Genomic DNA, 17,725 nt, shown 5'->3' with positions numbered 1-17,725 from the left:
CGACGAGAACGTGACGGAAAGCGCCTCGTCGAGCCGACGGGCGTACCCGTCTACTCGGAGACCTGGGCAGGCCGTTACCAGCCGCGAAAAGCACCGATCGCGGCGCGCGAGCGCCACTTTTCCCGAGCGGCCGCGAGAATCAGGGGGCCTCGCGCTCCTCGTCGGGGTGCTCGGCGTCCTCGGCGAGCGCCTCGTCGATGAGCCGCTCCAGATCGGCGAGGTTGTGCCGGGGCCCGTCGGTGCGCAGCACGACGACGCCGTCGTCGTCCACGCCTGCCTCGGCGAGCGCCTCGGTGATGTCGTGGGCGGCGAGCAGCGCCTCCTTGCCGAACCGGTCGTACGCGAGGTGCTTCGGGTGGACCTCGGGCTGCTCCGGGGTGTCGTCGTTCATTCGCGAGGCCTCCAGGTCACCCACGCCGGGTGACCCGCGCGCCGGTGTGGCGCACGGGTCGCCCGTTCTTCAGGCGGCGGCGTTCACGACGTCATCGCGCACTGCCCGCGGTCCTGCATCACGGGTCCGCTCGCCGACGGCCTCAGGTCGAAGTCGAAGATGGCGGTGGGCAGGTAGAGCGAGCAGCAGGCGTTCGGGATGTCGACGACGCCGCTGATGCGTCCCTCGATCGGCGCCGAGCCCAGCAGCAGGTAGGCCTGCTCGCCCGAGTAGCCGAACTTCGTCAGGTACTCGACCGCGTTGAGACACGCCCGCCGGTAGGCGACGGTGGCGTCGAGGTAGTAGTTCTCGTCGGTCTCGCGGTCGACCGACAGCCCGATGAAGGTCAGGAACTCCGAGTACCGCGGCTCCACGTTGCCGGGCATGAACACCGGGTTCGTCGTGACCCCGTAGGTCTCCATGCCGCCCTTGAGCAGGTCGACGTGGAAGTCGATGAAGCCGCCCATCTCGATCGCGCCGCAGAACGTGATCTCGCCGTCGCCCTGGCTGAAGTGCAGGTCGCCGCCGGAGAGCTTCGCCCCGGGGACGTGCACCGGGTAGAAGACCCGGGAGCCGCGGGTGAAGTTCTTGATGTCGTGGTTGCCGCCGTTCTCCCGGGCGGGCACGGTCCGCGCGCCGTCCCGGGCGATGGCCTGGGCCACCTCGCCGTCCGCGGTACCGCCCAGCGAGTTCTCCATGAGCGGCGGGAGCGCGAGCGGCGGAACGCGGTCCGGCTCGCGATCGATCAGTGCGCGCTCCCGGCGGTTCCACCGGTCGAGCAGTTCGGCCGACGGCGCGGTGCCGAACAGGCCCGGGTGGGTGATACCGGTGTAGCGCACCCCGGGAATGTGCCGCGATGTCGCCACCTGCCCGGCGAAGTCCCAGATCGCCTTGTACGCGTCGGGGAAGTAGTCGGTCAGGAAGCCGCCACCGTTCGCCTTGGCGAAGATCCCGGTGTAGCCCCACCCCTGGCCGGGGGCGTCCCCGTACTCCTGGGGTGCCGGCACCGGGCCCAGGTCGAGGATGTCCACGATGAGCAGGTCACCGGGCTCCGCGCCCTCCACGGCGATCGGGCCGCTCAGCATGTGGCATGCGGTCAGGTCGACGTCGCGTACGTCGTTCGCCGAGTCGTTGTTGCCGATCTGGGCGTCGGTCCACTCCTTGCACTCGACGCGGATCTGCTGCCCCGGCCGGACCGTCACCGCGGCAGGCACATCCGGGTGCCAGCGGTTGTGCCCCGGGACCGCCTGGTCGTGCATGGACTTGGACTGGTCGACGGTGAACACCACATCGGGCATGGCGGATCTCCTTCCGGTGTGAACGGGTCACCCCGTCGCCGCGGGGACGGACGGGGCGGGCTTGGTCGGGACAGGCGCGCGAGGCGCGCGACGGCGGTCCCACACGAACAGCGCGCCGAACACGACGACGCCGCCGATGGCGAGACCGAGCGCAACGGCGTCCGGGTAGCGCCACAGGTTCGTGAGCAGCAGGTACGCCGGGATCGCGGCCGTCACCCAGCCCTGGATGATCGTCACCCAGCCCGTGTAGCGCGTGAGGGACTCCCGTTTGAGGCCGAGCACCACGAAGAACAGTGCCCACAGGAACGCCCAGTACAGCCAGATGACGCCGAAGGGCCGGTCCCCGAGTATCTGGAAGTTCGCGTAGGAGTACCCGACCGCCGCGACGGCCACGAACAGCGAGAACCAGCCGACGCCGGTCGTGTCGAGCCCTGCCAGGAGCCCGATGCCGACGTAGAGGTAGGTGAAGCCGAAGAGGTACAGGCCCGACGCCGCCAGGATCACCTGCGGATCGCCCGCGGCGGTGAAGATCAGGTACGTCGGCGTGAGGACCTGCAGCCCACCGACGAAGAGGTTGATCGGCGCAGCCGCTCTACCGTCGACGGCCCCGATGAGGAGCAGCCCGTTGATGAACAGGACCGCTCCGACGTACAGCAGACCGACAATCGCCATCTCGTCCTCCTTGCTGCGCCCACGACCCGGCGGCGTGGCGGCCGGGCGTCTGTCAGGGCAGCGGTAGCGCGGTGGGTCGGAGGGCGGTGCCGGGGCGACGACGGGTGGCCTGCGCATTCACCACGACCACCTCGGGGACGTCCCGGCCGGCCTCCTCGCGCAGCCGGTGCCGGACGAGGCCCTGGCCGGTGAAGGTGGATGACAGCGGATGCCGGCGCCGTCGTGGCCACCGGCCGGTGGTGCGCGCCGCTCCGGCCGAGCTCATCGGTAGTGCGGCGACCCATGGGCCGCACTCCGGGCAGCGGTACTGGTACGTCGCCATCATGTCTCGCAGCTGTCCGGGGCCTCCCGAACCAGCTCAGATTAGGACGGCGCCCGCGGCTCGGGATAGCGCCGAACGGCCGTGGAGAAGGTGGCATTTGCCCTGTTGGGACGCGAGATGCTGCGTGCAGGCGGCGGAAGGGAGGACGATGATGGCCACGAGAGAAGTTCCGTTGTGCAGAGTCCCGCCTCCGGGACTGCCAGGAGGCAGCCGCGATGTCCACCACGCCGCCGGTCATCACCGACGCCGCCCCGTCCTTCCACGACGAGCAGGCCCGGCGCCGCCGCACCTACGTGATTCTCATGGTCGTCCACATCGTCGGCTTCGCCGCGTCGTACCCGCTGTACCTCTGGACGCCGGTTGCCGGGGTCGTGGCCGTCGTGCTCACCGGCGTCCTGCCGTGGGTCGCGGTTCTGCTGGCCAACGACGCCGGCCGCCGCGGTGGCCGACGCCGGGGTGTCGGTGGGACGAAGCGCACTCTGCCGTCGACGGCGGGCGCCACCCCGAGCGTCGTCGTGGTCCCGCGGCACGACGCCCCCTGACCCCCGGCGCCGGGCACACGACGACGGCGGCACCGGTACCGGCGCCGCCGTCGTGGTCGTGCGGGACGCGCGTCAGGCGGCGACGGCCGACGGTCCGCCGGCCGGTCCTGCGGGAGCCAGGGGAACCACCGGGGCGTCGACGGCCGGAGCCTCGGGCCGGAGCTCGGTGGCCGGGTTGCCGCCCCACCGGGTGAACGGCGCCGTCTCCTCGCCCTTGATGAGGAACGCGTCGGCGTCCAACGTCGTGCCGTCGCCCATCGTGACCCCGTAGTGGACGAAGGACGCCACGCCGAGGACCACACCGGCGCCGAGGGTGGTGCGGTCGGACTTGAAGGTGCCGTCCTCCAGCGAGTGGCACTGGATCACGCTGAGGTTGTTGAGCACGGCGTCGTCCCCGATGCTGACCAGGGTCTTCTCCGGGATGCCGCAACCGTCGTCGAAGACCCGGCGGCCGACGCGCACACCCAGCAGGCGCCACTGGAGGTTGCGGAACGGGGTGCCGGGGAAAAGGGGCGCCGCCAGCACCTTCCAGAGCCGCTCGTGGCGCCAGAAGTACGGGTCGTAGATCGACACGAACCGCGGGACGAGCGACCGGAACCCCGTCGCCGCGCGCTCCGCCACCGTCACGAAGAGGATGTTGAAGACCACGGCCGCGATGAGACCGACGGCGGTGGCAACCTCACCGAACCGGGAGTAGAAGGTCGCGGCGACGGTGGTGATGACGATCAGTGCGAAGAACTGCAGCCACCGGACCAGCAGGTACGTGGCCATGCTGGCGACGTTGTGCCGGTTCTTGGCGGCGAGGCGACGGCGCAGGACGCCCGGAGCCTTCAGGTGGTCGAACTCGCTGTCGCGGGCGACGCTGCGCGGGATCTCGAAGGGCGGCGAGCCGAGCAGGCCCACGTTCTCCCGCACCGGGCCGTCGATCGGCACCATGACCTTCGTGCCGAGCAGGACGTTCGTGCCGATCTTGGCGTCGGCCGGGTAGACGATGTTGTTGCCCATGAAGTTGCGCTCGCCGATCGCGATCCGCGACATCCGGAAGGAGCTGCTCGAGTAGTCGACGTTCCTGATCGCCAGACCGTCGGCGATCATCGTGCCGGTCCCGATGGTGGTCATCAGCGGCGAGTCCTGCTGGAGCTCGGTGCCGAAGTTCGAGCCGGTCTGCTCCACCAAGGACAGGTCGTAGCCGAGGCCACGGGCGTAGCCGACCGCACCGGAGCTGTCCCCGAACATCCTCGTGAAGAACTGGGAGTTGCTCAGCCGGGTGATCACCGACGCGACGATGTGGTGGAAGCCGTAGAGCCGGTAGGTCCGGTCCGGCCGGACCAGCGGGCTGAGCAGCCGGGGGACGACGACCATCACGACGAGGAGCAGCGCCAGCACACCGAAGAACACGATCGCCGAGAGCGCCGCCATCGACAGGTAGAACGAGATGCCGGCGAGCGACGCCGTGGTGGGCTGGAAGAGGGTGTCGACCCCGGGAACCGCGGTGAGCAGGGTGATCACCGCGCCGAGCACGGCCGGCACCAGCAGCAGGGCGCCCACCAGCTGAGCCGCGCCGTAGCCGAACCGGCGCAGGGTTGCGCGCGGGTGCGGCTCGACGGTCCGGTAGTTGGTGGTGGTGGGCTCGGCCGGGACGCCGTGCCACCGCTCCCCCGCGGGCACGGCCTGCCCGGAGTGCAGCGACGAGGAGTGCCCGAGCTGTGCGGCGTCGCCCATCGTCGTGCCGATCTCGAGCACGCTCGACTCGCCGACGAAGACGTCACGCCCGAGGGTGACCTTCCCGGTGCGCAGGACGCCGCTGGTGGCGTGGTAGCCGCTGAACGAGACGCCGCGACGGACCAACGTGTCCGGGCCGATGCTGATCAGGTCCGTGGCCACGGGGACGGTGCGCGACATGATGGTGGTGCCGCGGCCGATCTTCGCGCCCAGCGCCCGCAGGTACAGGTTGTAGACCGGGGACCCGGCGAACAGCACCAGCGGGTCGATCTGGATCAGGGTCTTGACGAACCAGAAGCGGACGTGGCCGAGGCTCCACAGCCGGATCTCACGCTCTTTCCAGCGTCCCATCAGCGTCCACTTGGCCAGGATCGGCAGCAGGCAGGCCGCCACGAGCAGGCCCCCGGTGAAGAGGGCGGACCGGCCGAAGACGTCCAGCTGGGTGGCGCCCGACGACGACCACGAGAACCCGCGGTCCACGACGAGACCGCCGAGGTAGGTGAAGACCAGGAACGCCAGCAGCTGCAGCGCACCGGTCATGACGTAGCCGGCGGTGCTGGTCCGCACGACTGTCCCGGTCGACGGGGCGGCAGCCGCCGGTGCCACGTCACCGAGGGTTGCGGCCAACTTCCGGACGGTGGGGTGGCCGTAGATCTCGCGCATCGACAGCCCGGGAATCGCGGACTCCTTGCGCACCCGCGCCGAGAACTGGGCCATCAGCAGGGAGTTGGTGCCCAGGTCGTCGAAGAAGTCGTCCTCGACCGAGACCTGCTCGACGCCCAGCGTCCGCGCCAGCGCGGCGGCCAGGATCTCCTCGGCCCGGGTGGCCGGGGCCACGTGCTCGGTCCCCGTGGAGGCGGAGCGCCGCGTGGTGGGCGCGGGCAGGGCGCGGCGGTCCACCTTGTCCTGCGGCGTCATCGGGATGGCCGCGAGCTGCTCCAGGTACGCCGGCACCATGTAGGCGGGCAGGCGCTCCTTGAGGTGCGCGATGATCTCGTCCGGGTCGAGCGTGGCGGTGTCCGTGCGCAGGCTGTAGTAGCCGACCAGCTCCTTGGCGCCCGGCGTCGGTTCGACGGTGTCCACCACGGCCGCGGCCACACCGGGCACCTGCAGCAGCACCGACTCGATCTCGGTGAGCTCGATGCGGTAGCCGCGGATCTTGACCTGCAGGTCGATCCGGCCCATGTACTCGATCTCGCGCTCGGCGTTGACCCGGCCCAGGTCGCCGGTGCGGTAGATGCGGTGGGAGGGGTTGCCGGCGATGTCGAGGAAGTCGGGGATGAACGCCTTCGCCGTCAGGTCGTCGCGGTTGAGGTAGCCGGTGGCCAGGCCGATGCCCGCGATGCCGATCTCGCCGGTCTCGCCGTGGGGCAGGGCGCGGTGCGGGTTGTCGGGGTCGAGGATGACGGTGGTGTAGGTGGGCAGGGGCTGCCCGATCGTGACCGGCCGGTCGGGGTGCAGGGTCGTCCAGGTCGCGGTCACGGTCGCCTCGGTCGGGCCGTAGACGTTCAGGAACCGCCGCCCCGGCTTGTGCCAGCGCGCGATCAGGTCCTGCGGGCACGCCTCCCCCGACACCAGCAGGAACCGCAGCAGCGGCAGGTCCTCCTCCAGCGTCGCCAGCAGCGTCGGCACCACACACATCGCCGTGACCCGCCGCTCGGTCAGGAACTCGTGCAGATCCAGCCCCAGCAGGCTCGAACCCGCCGGCTTGGGCACCAACGTCGCGCCCGCCACCCACGGCACCCAGATCTCCTCCACCGAGAAGTCGAACGCGATCGTCATCCCCTGGTACACGCGGTCCTGCGCGGTGATGCCGTAGACCTCCGCGGCCACCCGCACGAAGTTGCAGATGCTCGCGTGCTCGATCGCCACCCCCTTGGGCCGCCCCGTGGTACCCGAGGTGTAGATCAGGTAGGCCAGATCCTCCACCGGCTCACCCCGCTCACCCACCGAGAGCCGGGCCGCACTCTGCTCCGCAACGGCACCGGCCGCCCGGTCGACATAGACCAGGCCGGGCGCGAAGTCCTCGAGACCCTCGACCCGGTCGCGAACGTGCGACAACGACAGCACCATCCGCACACCGGCATCGGAAAGGATGTAGGCGATGCGATCGGGCGGGAACGCCACATCCAACGGCACGTACGCAGCATTGATCTTCAACACCGCCAGCATCCCGATATAGGAATGCACCGCCTGGTCGAACAACAACCCGATCCGGTCACCCGGCCGCGCCCCGTTCGCCAGCAGGTACCGGGCGAGACGGTTGGCCCGCTCATCGAGCTCGGTGAAGGTCAGGGTGGTCTCACCGGCGTCGACGGCCAGGTGGCCGGCGTTCCCGGCGGCCCGCATCCCGTCGACCCGCTCCTCGAAGACCTGGTCGAGACGCTCGCCTCGATGGGTCCGGGATTCCTGCGCGTAGTCGGCAGCCACCAGCACAAGACCCGGACGCGGCCCCGGGCCGGGCATCGAACCGGGTTCCTGCAGCAGCGTGCTCACGATGTCTCCTCGACTTCCTGGCTACCGACCTGAACGGAAAAGGGCGCGCTGATACCCCACGGGTATCACCCGGCGACTCCACATGTGGAGGAGCTGAGAAAACTGGGACCGGCGATATGTGTGCCGACCTACACTGGTCGGGCCGCCGGTGAAAGTTACGCCCACTTACTACTACGCATCCAACGGCCGACCGGTTCGGTGAATTCCCGATTATGTCGGAGCCGGCGCCGACAGTGGATTCACAAGATTCCCCGGGCGGCAGCGGGCGCGGCAGCGCCCGCGCGGGCAGGACGGCCACGCCCGGGCCCATCGGCCGGGCGTGGCCGGCACGAACACGCGCCGCGCCGCGTCAGCGCGGTCGCGATCCGTCCGCCGCGTGCGGCGTCACCCGCGGCGGCGGCGCGCCGATCGTCATCCCGCGGTGGCGCTCTCCCGCGGCTCGGCCCCGGAGAGCACGTCGAACAGCCGCTTCACCGGACGGCTGGCCCCGGCGAGGTGTAGCGGGGGAAGCTCGTTGCGGGCGCGGCGCCGAGCGCTGGCGGCCAGCGGCTCCATCCCGTCACTGTCGGCGTAGGTGACGGCGGACAGGTCGACGTGCGAGGTGAGCGGGAAGATCTCCAGCAGCCGCAGCGCCTCGTCGAGCAGATCGGCGCTCGACATGTCGAGCTCCCCACCGACCAGCAGATGCACGCCGTCGCGGCGGTCGACCATCCGCCACCAGCTGGGCAGCATGCCCGGGTCGCTCGCGAGGTAGGCAGACGAAGAAGTTTCGATCACTGCTAGTCCTTTCCCCAGATTCGACCAGCGGGAGCACCACGGCGCAGCGGGACGGCCGCCCCCGCGACCGGCCCCGTCGGCACGCGGGTCCAGCCGCACAGCCGCACCCCCGACCGGCCCGGCCCGAATCTCGGCCCTGCCACTGCCCCCACCCCCCAAAACGGATATTGGTGACGGTTCCGTACCCGCCTGCAATACATGTTGTTTCAAGAGTACGACTGTGGAACGTCGGCGCGCCCGTCGAAGATGCGAGGTGTCGCGCCGGTTACATGTGATAGCGCCGACGTTCCCGCGGTTCAGTGATCCGCTTTTCGTAAGCATTTCTAAATGCTGCGGGAAAGTTGGTCGCCACATTGCCGACAAAAGGGATGGAGCTTCTGCCGGAAGGCACCCGGACGGCGGGTGTCAGCCGGGCGGACGGAGCAACCGACGGGTCAGCGACCCGGCCCGGTGGAGTCCGTCACGGTCGCGCCGACCGGACCCGACACGATCGCTCTCGGTGCCGGCCGGGAGGGCTGCGGCGGCCCCCACGCCAGTGCGAGGACGAGCTGCGCCCGCGTGCTGGGCGAGTCGAGATCGTCCCCGAACAGCTCGTGCAGCTTCGCGAGGCGGTAGCGGACCGTCTGCGGGTGCACGTGCAGCTCCGCGGCGATGGCCCGCCGGTCGCCCATGTGCCGCAGCCAGGCGAGCAGCGTCTCGGACAGGCGCTCGCGCGACGCGGGCGAGGAGGTGGCCAGTGGGCCGAGCACGCGCGCCCGCAGCGCGTCGAGCAGGCCGGCGTCGCGGTGCACGATGATCGCGTCGAGGTGGTCGGCGGTGAACACGGGGTCGTCGACCAGCACCCCGCAGCGCTGGAGGCGGGCCGCCGTCTCGGCGATGTGCAGGCTGGCCGGGAGCCGGTCCGCGGTGACGGCCACGCCCACCACCGCCCGGGTGCCGCGCAGCACCGTCGCCAGCCGGCGCAGGTTCCGGTGTGACGGGTTGGGCACGATCGCCCCGAGCAGCGGCGGGCGGCTGAAGACGATGTTCGACGGGTCGAGGCGGGCGAGAGCCTGGTGCGCGGCCGGGCTGTCGGGCTCCACGAGGACCACGGCCAGCTCGTCGGGCAGGGGCCACTCGGCCCGCTCCGCCGCCGCCTGGACGGCGGCCCGGTCGGCACGGTCGGACAGCAGCAGCCCGACGAGCTCCTCGCGCAGCCGTTCGCGGGTGACCGCCGCCTCGGACTGCTCGAGGACGTAACCGCGGGCCGAGGACGAGGAGAGCTTGTCGACGAAGAGGAAGACCGCCTCGGCCAGCGCCGCAACGGTGCGCGGCTCGACGTCGTGCTCCACGGCCACGGTGGACACGTGGCGCCAGAACACCCGCGCCCCCATCTGGTAGGCCGACAGGAGGGTCGTCAGGTCGTTGCCCTGGCGCCACTGGATGCGGCCGATCTGCTCGAACAGCTCGCTCTCGACCCCACCGTCGGTGTTGCTGCTGGTGACCAGGGTGACCAGCCGGTTCAGCGCCGCGTCCGCCGCGACGCCGACCTCCGCCCGGTTGGCCGCGAGGAAGTGGGCATAGTCGGGCCAGTCCTCCTCCAGTGCCAGGCGCACCTCGTCCAGCAGCTCGGGCAGCCGCTCGACGAGCGCCGGCACCAGACCGGCCAACGAGGGATCTGGAACGTCCACACACATCTTCTACGCCTGTCCGGGCGTATCCAGCGCCCGAGTTGTACGAGATTGACAAAATCGCACCCAAATAATTAACCACAGATGCGCAGAGACGGCGGCAGTTCCCGGGCAACATCGGCTCATGCGCGAATCGCGGCCGGCCCAGGGTGCGTCCGCCATGCCGCTCCCCGGTGCCGAGGCGCGGCTCCGGCAGGCCGAGCAGGCCGAGAACTTCCCCGTTGCGCTCCGTGTACTGCCCGCCCGGGTGCGCACCCGGCTGCACGCGGTCTACGACGTGGTCCGCACGATCGACGACCTCGGTGACGAGGCCGACGGCGACCGGGCCGCCGAGCTGCGCGCCTTCGCCGACGACCTCGGCACGGTCTGGTCGCCCGACGGCACCGGCCCCCGGGCGCCGGTGCTGCGCAGGCTGGTTCCCGTCGTGCGCGACGGCGGCCTGCCGCAGGAACCGTTCGACCGGCTGATCGCGGCCAACCTCCAGGACCAGCAGGTCACGCGGTACCGGACCTGGGAGGAGCTGCTCGGCTACTGCGCTCTCTCGGCCGAGCCGATCGGCCGCCTCGTCCTCGCCGTGTTCGAGGTCGACGCCCCGCCGGGAGGAGCCGTCGAGCGCGCCGCCGACCAGGTCTCCACCGCGCTGCAGCTGCTGGAGCACTGGCAGGACGTCGCGGAGGACCGCGACCGGGGGCGCATCTACCTCCCGCTGGAGGACCTCGACCGCTTCGGAATCACCAATACGAGCGATGTCGCCGGCGCTGCCGTCGGCGAGGCTCGGCATGACCAGGGCGATCTGTGGTCGGCCAGCGCGTCACCCGCGCTGCGCAGACTGATCGCCCATGAGACCGCTCGCGCGGTGGCGTTGCTCGACGAGGGTGCCGCCGTCGTGAGGACCTTGCACGGCTGGGCCCGTCTCGCTGTCGCCGGCTACGTGGCCGGCGGCCGTGCTGCCGCCGACGCGTTGCGTCGCGCCGAGTGGGATGTGCTGGCCGGCTCGCCGGCCGCCCGGCGGCGCGACGTCATCCGGCACCTCGTCCCCGAACTGATCCGGAGTGCTCTGTGACCCCGCCACGGACCCCCCTCGACGACGCCTACCAGGCGTGCGACGCCATCACCCGGCGGGAGGCCCGCAACTTCTACTACGGCATCCGGCTGCTGCCGCCGGCGAAGCGCGCGGCGCTCTGCGCGGTGTACGCCCTCGCCCGGCGGATCGACGACATCGGCGACGGGGACCTACCCACCGCGGAGAAGGTGAGCGCGCTGGCCGACGTCCGGCAGTCGCTGCGCAGGCCCCCGGACCCGGCCGACCCCGTGCTGGTGGCGGTGACCGACGCCGCCACGCGGTACCCGATCCCGCTGGGCGCGTTCGACGAGCTCGTCGACGGCGTGGAGGCGGACGTCGCGATGGACGCCCGGTCGGACACCGCGGCCTGCTTCTACGAGACGTTCGACGACATGGTCGGCTACTGCCGCTGCGTGGCCGGCTCGGTGGGGCGGCTGTGCCTGGGCATCTTCGGTTCCAGCCCGGACCCCGAGGCCGCCCGCTACGCCGACGTGCTGGGCATCGCGCTGCAGCAGACCAACATCCTGCGCGACATCCGCGAGGACCTGCAGCACGGCCGCATCTACCTGCCCCGCGCCGAGCTGGAGCGCTTCGGCGTCGAGCTGGTCCTCGACGAGCACGACGTGCTGGTCGACAAGACCGGCGGCCTGGCCGAGCTGATCACGTTCAGCGCGGAGCGGGCCCGCGGATGGTACGCCGAGGGCCTGCAGCTGGTGCCGCTGCTCGACCGGCGCAGCTCCGCCTGCGTGACCGCGATGTCGGGCATCTACCGGAAGCTGCTGGAGGACATCGCGGCCGACCCGCCGTCGGTCTACCACCAGCGGCGGTCTCTCTCGGGCTGGCAGAAGGCCGCGGTGGCGGCGCGGGCGCTGTCGGGACGCGCTCCGGTGGGAGCCGGCACCTCATGAGTGCTCCTGTACGGGTCGGGGTGGTCGGCGGCGGTCTGGCGGGGATCGCGGCCGCGTTGCGCTGCGCCGACGCGGGCTGCGCCGTGACGCTGCTGGAGTCGCGGCCCCGGCTGGGCGGGCTCGCGTCCTCGTTCCGCCGCGGCGAGCTCGACGTCGACAACGGGCAACACGTGTTCCTGCGGTGCTGCTCCGCCTACCGCGAGCTGCTGCACCGCCTCGGTGTCACCGACCTGGTGACGCTGCAGGACCGGCTGGACATCCCCGTGCACATCCCCGGGCGGCGGCCCGGCCGGCTGCGCCGGTCCCGGCTCCCCGCGCCCCTGCATCTCGCGGGGGCGCTGCTGCGTCACCGCCCGCTCCCGGTCGTGGACCGCCTGCGGCTGGTCGGGGCGGCGCTGGCGCTGCGCAGGGTCGATCCCGCCGACCCCGCCACCGACGCCGTCAGCTTCGGGCAGTGGCTCGCCGAGCACGGCCAGAGCCGCCGGGCCATCGAGGCGCTGTGGGACCTGGTCGGGGTGGCGACGCTGAACGCCGGGGCGGACACCGCCTCACTCGCGCCCGCCGCCACCGTCTTCCAGCTCGGGCTGCTCACCGACGCGGCGGCAGGTGACATCGGCTGGTCCCGGGTGCCGCTGGGCCGGTTGCACGACGACGCGGCGGGACGCGCACTGCGCGCGGCCGGGGTGCGGGTCCGCATCTCGACGAAGGTCCGCGCGCTGGAGCGGACGGCGGACGGCTGGCAGCTCAGCTCCGAACGGGAGGGCGAGAGGGTGGAGGAGACCGTGGTCGATCAGATGATCTGCGCCGTGCCGCCCGCGGCAACGGAACGGCTGGTGCCGGAGGGGGTGCTGGACCTGCCGGACGGGTGGTCCGCTGAGCTGGGCAGCTCGCCGATCGTCAACGTGCACGTCGTTTACGACCGGCGGGTGCTCGACGTTCCCTTCCTGGCGGCCGTCGACAGCCCGCTGCAGTGGGTGTTCGACCGCACGGAGCAGTCCGGGCTGCGCCGGGTGCACCCCGCGCCCGCGCAGTACGTCGCGGTGTCCCTGTCGGCGGCGGACGACCTGATCCGCACGCCGACCGCCCGGTTGCGGGAGCAGATGCTGCCTGCGCTGGCGGCGCTGCTGCCCGCCGCCCGCGACGCGCGGGTGCTGGACTTCTTCGTGACGCGGGAACCGCACGCCACGTTCCGCCCGGCGCCGGGTTCCGGTGCGTTGCGCCCGCCCCCCGCCACCAGGGCCGCCGGCCTGTTCCTCGCCGGATCGTGGACCGCCACCGGGTGGCCCGCCACGATGGAGGGCGCGGTACGCAGCGGGAACGCCGCGGCCGACGCCGTGCTCGCCGGTGCCGGCACGCCGGCCCGCGCGGAAGGGGTCGCGATATGACCGCGTCCACCGCCACCGACACCGCCACCGCCGTGCTCCGGCGGTGCCGCGAGATCGTCACCCCCGGGCTGCAGGCGGCCGTCGCCCGGCTCGATCCCGCGAGCCGCGAGCAGGCGTCCTACCACCTGGGCTGGACCGAGCTGGACGGTTCGCCCGGCAACGGCGGCGGGAAGGCCGTGCGGCCCGCGCTCGCGCTGCTGTCGGCCGAGGCGGCAGGCGCGACGGCCGCGGCGGGCCTGCCCGGTGCGGTCGCCGTCGAGCTCGTGCACAACTTCTCGCTCCTGCACGACGACCTGATGGACGGTGACACGGAGCGCAGGCACCGCCGCACGGTGTGGGCGCAGTGGGGTGCCCCCTCGGCGATCCTCACGGGTGACGCGCTGCTCGCGCTCGCCGTCGAGGTGCTGCTGGAAGCCGAGTCGCCACACGCGTCCCGCGCGGCCTGGCTGGTCACCGGCACCACCCGCGAGCTGATCCGCGGCCAGGCCGAGGACATCGCGTTCGAGCGGCGCACGGACGTCGCGGTGGACGAGTGCCTCGCGATGGCCGCGGGCAAGACCGGCGCGCTGCTCGCCGTGAGCGCGGAGGTCGGGGCGGTGCTCGCAGGCGCCGATGCTGCGCTCACCGCGGCACTGCGCACCTACGGTGCCGAGCTCGGGGCCGCGTTCCAGCTCGTCGACGACCTGCTCGGGATCTGGGGCGACCCCGCGGTGACCGGCAAGCCCGTGCTGTCGGACCTGCGCTCGCGCAAGAAGTCGCTGCCGGTGACCTACGCCGTGCACCACGGGGGGACGGCGGGGCGTGACCTGGCGCGCTGGCTCACCGGAACCGGCACGGACACCGAGCCCGAGCTGCGCCGCGCGGCCGCCCTCGTCGAGTCCGGCGGAGGCCGCGACTGGGCCGCGGCCGAGGCACGCAGGCGGATGTCGCTCGCCGAGAAGGCACTCGCGGGCGTCGAGCTTCCCGACGTCACCCGCGCCGAGCTCGTCGCACTCGGCCGTCACCTCACCGACCGGGAGTTCTGATGACCCTCACCGCGCCGGAGACCACCTCACGCAGTCTGCACTCGGCACTCGACGCCGCCGTCGGGTTCCTCCGGTCCCAGCAGGACGAGCAGGGCTGGTGGAAGGGCGAGCTCGAGACGAACGTGACGATGGACGCCGAGGACCTCCTGCTTCGGGAGTTCCTCGGTATCCGTGAGGACCAGGAGACCGAGGAGGCCGCCCGCTGGATCCGTTCCCAGCAACGGGCCGACGGAACCTGGGCGAACTTCCGTGGCGGTCCCGGCGACCTCTCGACCACCATCGAGGCCTGGGTGGCGCTGCGGCTGGCAGGCGACCCGCCGGACGCCGAGCACATGCAGCGCGCGCAGAAGTTCGTGCTCGCGTGGGGCGGGGTGGAGAACAGCCGGGTCTTCACCAGGATCTGGCTCGCGCTGTTCGGGCTGTGGTCGTGGGACGAGCTGCCCGACATGCCGCCGGAGATGGTGTTCCTGCCGCGCTGGTTCCCGCTCAACGTCTACGACTGGGCCTGCTGGGCCCGCCAGACCGTGGTGCCGCTGACGGTCGTGGCCACCCTGCGCCCGGCACGGCCGTTGCCGTTCGGCATCGACGAGCTGCGCTGCCCGCAGGAACGGCTGACCCCGGGGCAGCGGCAGGCCGCCCGGCCGCGCCGGGCCCCGCTGTGGTCCTGGGCGGGGGCGTTCCAGCGTCTCGACACGGTGCTGCACCGCTACTCCCGCCACCCGATGCGGCCGCTGCGCAGGCTGGCGATGCGCCGCGCCGCCGAGTGGGTGCTCGCCCGTCAGGAGGCCGACGGCTCCTGGGGCGGCATCCAGCCGCCGTGGGTGTACTCGCTGCTCTGCCTGCACCTCCTCGGCTACCCGATGGACCATCCCGCGATGAAGGCCGGCATCACGGGGCTCGACCGCTTCCTGGTCCGCGAGCACACCCCCGACGGGTGGGTCCGCAGGCTGGAGGCCTGCCAGTCGCCGGTGTGGGACACCTGCCTGGCCGTCACGGCCCTGCTGGACGCCGGTGTCGCTCCCGACGACCCGGCCGTGGTGCGCGCCGCGGACTGGATGCTCGTCGAGGAGGTCCGCGTCACCGGCGACTGGGCGGTGCGCAGGCCGCAGCTGGCGCCGGGCGGGTGGGCGTTCGAGTTCGACAACGACGGTTACCCGGACATCGACGACACGGCCGAGGTCGTGCTGGCGCTGCGCCGCGTCGCGCACCCCGAGCCCGCGCGGATGCGCGCGGCGATCGACCGCGGGGTGGACTGGACCGTGGGCATGCAGTCGCGGGACGGCGGCTGGGGCGCGTTCGACGCCGACAACACCCGCGAGCTCATCACGAAACTGCCCTTCTGCGACTTCGGCGCGGTGATCGACCCGCCGTCGGCCGACGTCACCGCCCACGTGGTGGAGATGCTCGTGGCCGAGGGGCTCTCGGGGTCGCAGGCCTGCCGCCGCGGAGTCGCGTGGCTGCTGGCCGCCCAGGAGCAGGACGGGTCGTGGTTCGGCCGGTGGGGGGCCAACTACGTCTACGGCACGGGCGGGGTGGTCCCGGCCCTCATCGCCGCCGGGGTGCCCGAGTCGTCGCCCGCGATCCGGGGCGCGGTGCGCTGGCTGGAGCTCCACCAGAACCCCGACGGCGGCTGGGGCGAGGACATCCGGTCCTACGCCGACCCGGCCTGGTCCGGGCGGGGAACGTCCACCGCGTCCCAGACGGCGTGGGCGCTGCTCGCGCTGCTCGCGGCCGGGGAGCGTTCGGACACCGTCGAGCGCGGGGTGCGGTGGCTGGTCGACACGCAGCTCGACGACGGCTCGTGGGACGAGCCGGAGTTCACCGGCACGGGGTTCCCCGGCGCCTTCTACATCCGCTACCACCTCTACCGCATGGTGTTCCCGGTCTCGGCGCTCGGCCGGTACCTGGGCGGACAACGATGACCACCCCCGTCGTGTGCACCCCGCTGCGGGTGGAGCGGGCCGCCGTCGCCGCGCCGCTCGGCGCCACCGAGGTCCTCCGCACGGGGTTCGGCCCGCGCCGGGCGGCCACCGCGGCGGCCGCGCTCGCGGCGACCGGGCCGCGTCCCGTCCTCGTCGTGGGGGTCGCCGGCGCGCTCGACGACCGGCTGCGCCCCGGCGACCTCGTGGTCGCCGACGAGGTGCGGCGCGACGGGCATGACCCCGTCCCGGTGCCGACCGCGGCCCCGCTGGCGGCGGCACTGCGCCGGAGCGGGCTGCGCGTCCACGTCGGCCCGGTCCTCTCCAGCCCCGTCGTGGTGGAGGGGGCCCGCCGCGCCGAGCTCGCCCGCAGTGGCGCGCTGACCGTCGACACCGAGTCGGCCTGGCTCGCGGCCGGAGCAGGCGGTGGACCGTTCGCGGTGGTCCGCGCCGTGGTCGACACGCCGTCGGCGGCCCTGTACCGCCCCGGCACGGTCGTGCGCGGGGTGGCCGCCCTGCGGTCCCTGCGCCGCGCGGCGCCCGCGCTGCGCGACTGGCTGGCCGCCACCGGGCCGCGGACCGTCGAGCTCGCCGAGCCGCGGTCGTTCTGCGCGGGGGTCGAGCGCGCCATCGAGGTCGTCGACCGGGCGCTGGTCCGCTTCGGGGCGCCGGTCTACGTGCGCCGCCAGATCGTGCACAACGCCCACGTGGTGCGCGGGCTGGAGAGCCGCGGGGCGGTGTTCGTCCAGGAGGTCGAGGAGATCCCCCGTGGGGCGGTCGCCGTGCTCGCCGCCCACGGGGTCGCCCCCGCGGTACGCGACGAGGCCAGGGTGCGCGACCTGTCGGTGATCGACGCGACCTGTCCGCTGGTCGCCAAGGTGCACACCGAGGTCCGCCGGTACTCCGACCGCGGCAACACCGTGTTCCTGATCGGCCACTCCGACCACGAGGAGGTCGAGGGCACCGTCGGGGAGGCGCCGGACGACGTCGTCGTGGTCGAGGACGTCGCCGCCGCCAGGACGGTGCAGCCCCGCGACGCGGGCCGGGTGGCGTACGCGATGCAGACCACGCTCGCCGTCGACGAGGCCGAGGAGATCGCCGACGTGCTGCGCAGGCGGTTCCCCGGCCTGGCCGGGCCCCGGCGCGACGACATCTGCTACGCCACGACCAACCGCCAGCGCGCGGTGCGCACCGTCGCCGCCACCGCGGACCTGGTGCTGGTGGTCGGCTCGCCCAACTCCTCGAACTCGCGACGGCTGGCGGAGGTCGCCGGCCGCGACGGCGTGCCAGCCCACCTCGTCGACGACGTCGGCGAGCTCGACCTGCGCTGGCTCGCCGGGGTGCACCGCGTCGGTGTCACCGCCGGCGCGTCCGCGCCCGACCACCTCGTCGACGAGGTGGTGTCCTGCCTGTCCGGTCTCGGACCGGTGACCGTCACGACGGCCACCACCGGGACCGAGTCCATCACATTCACCCTGCCCAAGGAGGTGAGCTGA

14 protein-coding genes are annotated in these 17,725 nt (G+C 72.5%); 7 read left to right on the top strand and 7 right to left on the bottom strand.

The genetic code is table 11. From position 1 onward, the window contains the following. Window positions 1-139: 139 nt before the first annotated feature. The 4 genes from ACQPZA_RS16655 to ACQPZA_RS16640 all read right to left on the bottom strand — a co-directional run bounded on the left by ACQPZA_RS16655 (window position 140) and on the right by ACQPZA_RS16640 (window position 2,725). Window positions 140-391 (bottom strand): hypothetical protein, encoded by a 252-nt coding sequence (locus ACQPZA_RS16655; protein ID WP_433282055.1) that lies wholly within the window; start codon window positions 389-391, stop codon window positions 140-142. An 83-nt stretch (window positions 392-474) separates the two neighbouring features. Next, window positions 475-1,728, bottom strand: coding sequence for a formamidase (gene fmdA / locus ACQPZA_RS16650; protein ID WP_169397010.1), 1,254 nt, complete (start codon window positions 1,726-1,728; stop codon window positions 475-477). A 27-nt stretch (window positions 1,729-1,755) separates the two neighbouring features. Then, a complete protein-coding gene (locus tag ACQPZA_RS16645; protein ID WP_169397009.1) occupies window positions 1,756-2,400 on the bottom strand; it encodes an AmiS/UreI family transporter in 645 nt (214 codons plus the stop codon). Between the two features lie 52 nt (window positions 2,401-2,452). Beyond that, window positions 2,453-2,725, bottom strand: a complete 273-nt coding sequence (locus tag ACQPZA_RS16640; protein WP_433282053.1) for a hypothetical protein — start codon at window positions 2,723-2,725, stop codon at window positions 2,453-2,455. Between the two features lie 212 nt (window positions 2,726-2,937). Between ACQPZA_RS16640 and ACQPZA_RS16635 the strand changes: the two genes are divergently transcribed. Beyond that, window positions 2,938-3,264, top strand: coding sequence for a DUF3099 domain-containing protein (locus ACQPZA_RS16635; RefSeq protein ID WP_433282051.1), 327 nt, complete (start codon window positions 2,938-2,940; stop codon window positions 3,262-3,264). 72 nt (window positions 3,265-3,336) lie between these two features. Here the strand turns inward: ACQPZA_RS16635 and ACQPZA_RS16630 are convergent, their stop codons facing one another. The 3 genes from ACQPZA_RS16630 to ACQPZA_RS16620 all read right to left on the bottom strand — a co-directional run bounded on the left by ACQPZA_RS16630 (window position 3,337) and on the right by ACQPZA_RS16620 (window position 9,935). Continuing rightward, window positions 3,337-7,482: a Pls/PosA family non-ribosomal peptide synthetase gene (locus ACQPZA_RS16630; protein ID WP_433282049.1), complete on the bottom strand. Its 4,146-nt coding sequence runs from the start codon at window positions 7,480-7,482 to the stop codon at window positions 3,337-3,339. Window positions 7,483-7,893: 411 nt separating this feature from the next. Continuing rightward, on the bottom strand, window positions 7,894-8,259 hold the full coding sequence (locus tag ACQPZA_RS16625; RefSeq protein WP_169397006.1) for an STAS domain-containing protein: 366 nt from the start codon (window positions 8,257-8,259) through the stop codon (window positions 7,894-7,896). Between the two features lie 434 nt (window positions 8,260-8,693). Then, window positions 8,694-9,935, bottom strand: coding sequence for a PucR family transcriptional regulator (locus ACQPZA_RS16620; RefSeq protein WP_433282047.1), 1,242 nt, complete (start codon window positions 9,933-9,935; stop codon window positions 8,694-8,696). A 118-nt stretch (window positions 9,936-10,053) separates the two neighbouring features. On the opposite strand from ACQPZA_RS16620, the gene ACQPZA_RS16615 reads away from it, so the two are divergent. The 6 genes from ACQPZA_RS16615 to ispH are packed head-to-tail and all read left to right on the top strand — an operon-like array spanning window position 10,054 to window position 17,725. Then, window positions 10,054-10,992, top strand: a complete 939-nt coding sequence (locus tag ACQPZA_RS16615; protein WP_433282045.1) for a squalene/phytoene synthase family protein — start codon at window positions 10,054-10,056, stop codon at window positions 10,990-10,992. Further along, window positions 10,989-11,900: a presqualene diphosphate synthase HpnD gene (gene hpnD / locus ACQPZA_RS16610; RefSeq protein WP_433282042.1), complete on the top strand. Its 912-nt coding sequence runs from the start codon at window positions 10,989-10,991 to the stop codon at window positions 11,898-11,900. The genes ACQPZA_RS16615 and hpnD overlap by 4 nt, the downstream gene beginning before the upstream one ends. After that, a complete protein-coding gene (gene hpnE, locus ACQPZA_RS16605) occupies window positions 11,897-13,285 on the top strand; it encodes a hydroxysqualene dehydroxylase HpnE (protein ID WP_433282040.1) in 1,389 nt (462 codons plus the stop codon). The genes hpnD and hpnE overlap by 4 nt, the downstream gene beginning before the upstream one ends. Further along, window positions 13,282-14,310 (top strand): polyprenyl synthetase family protein, encoded by a 1,029-nt coding sequence (locus ACQPZA_RS16600; RefSeq protein WP_433282037.1) that lies wholly within the window; start codon window positions 13,282-13,284, stop codon window positions 14,308-14,310. Before hpnE ends, ACQPZA_RS16600 begins: the two co-directional genes overlap by 4 nt. Beyond that, window positions 14,310-16,232, top strand: a complete 1,923-nt coding sequence (gene shc / locus ACQPZA_RS16595) for a squalene--hopene cyclase (RefSeq protein ID WP_433282034.1) — start codon at window positions 14,310-14,312, stop codon at window positions 16,230-16,232. The genes ACQPZA_RS16600 and shc overlap by 1 nt, the downstream gene beginning before the upstream one ends. Further along, complete coding sequence (gene ispH, locus ACQPZA_RS16590) at window positions 16,229-17,725, top strand: 4-hydroxy-3-methylbut-2-enyl diphosphate reductase (RefSeq protein WP_433282032.1); 1,497 nt, start codon at window positions 16,229-16,231, stop codon at window positions 17,723-17,725. The genes shc and ispH overlap by 4 nt, the downstream gene beginning before the upstream one ends.

It is taken from the genome of Pseudonocardia xinjiangensis, assembly GCF_050948425.1.
GTDB lineage: Bacteria > Actinomycetota > Actinomycetes > Mycobacteriales > Pseudonocardiaceae > Pseudonocardia > Pseudonocardia xinjiangensis.
The sequence above is the reverse complement of the archived record's forward strand: the minus strand, read 5'-3'. Positions and strand labels throughout refer to the sequence as shown.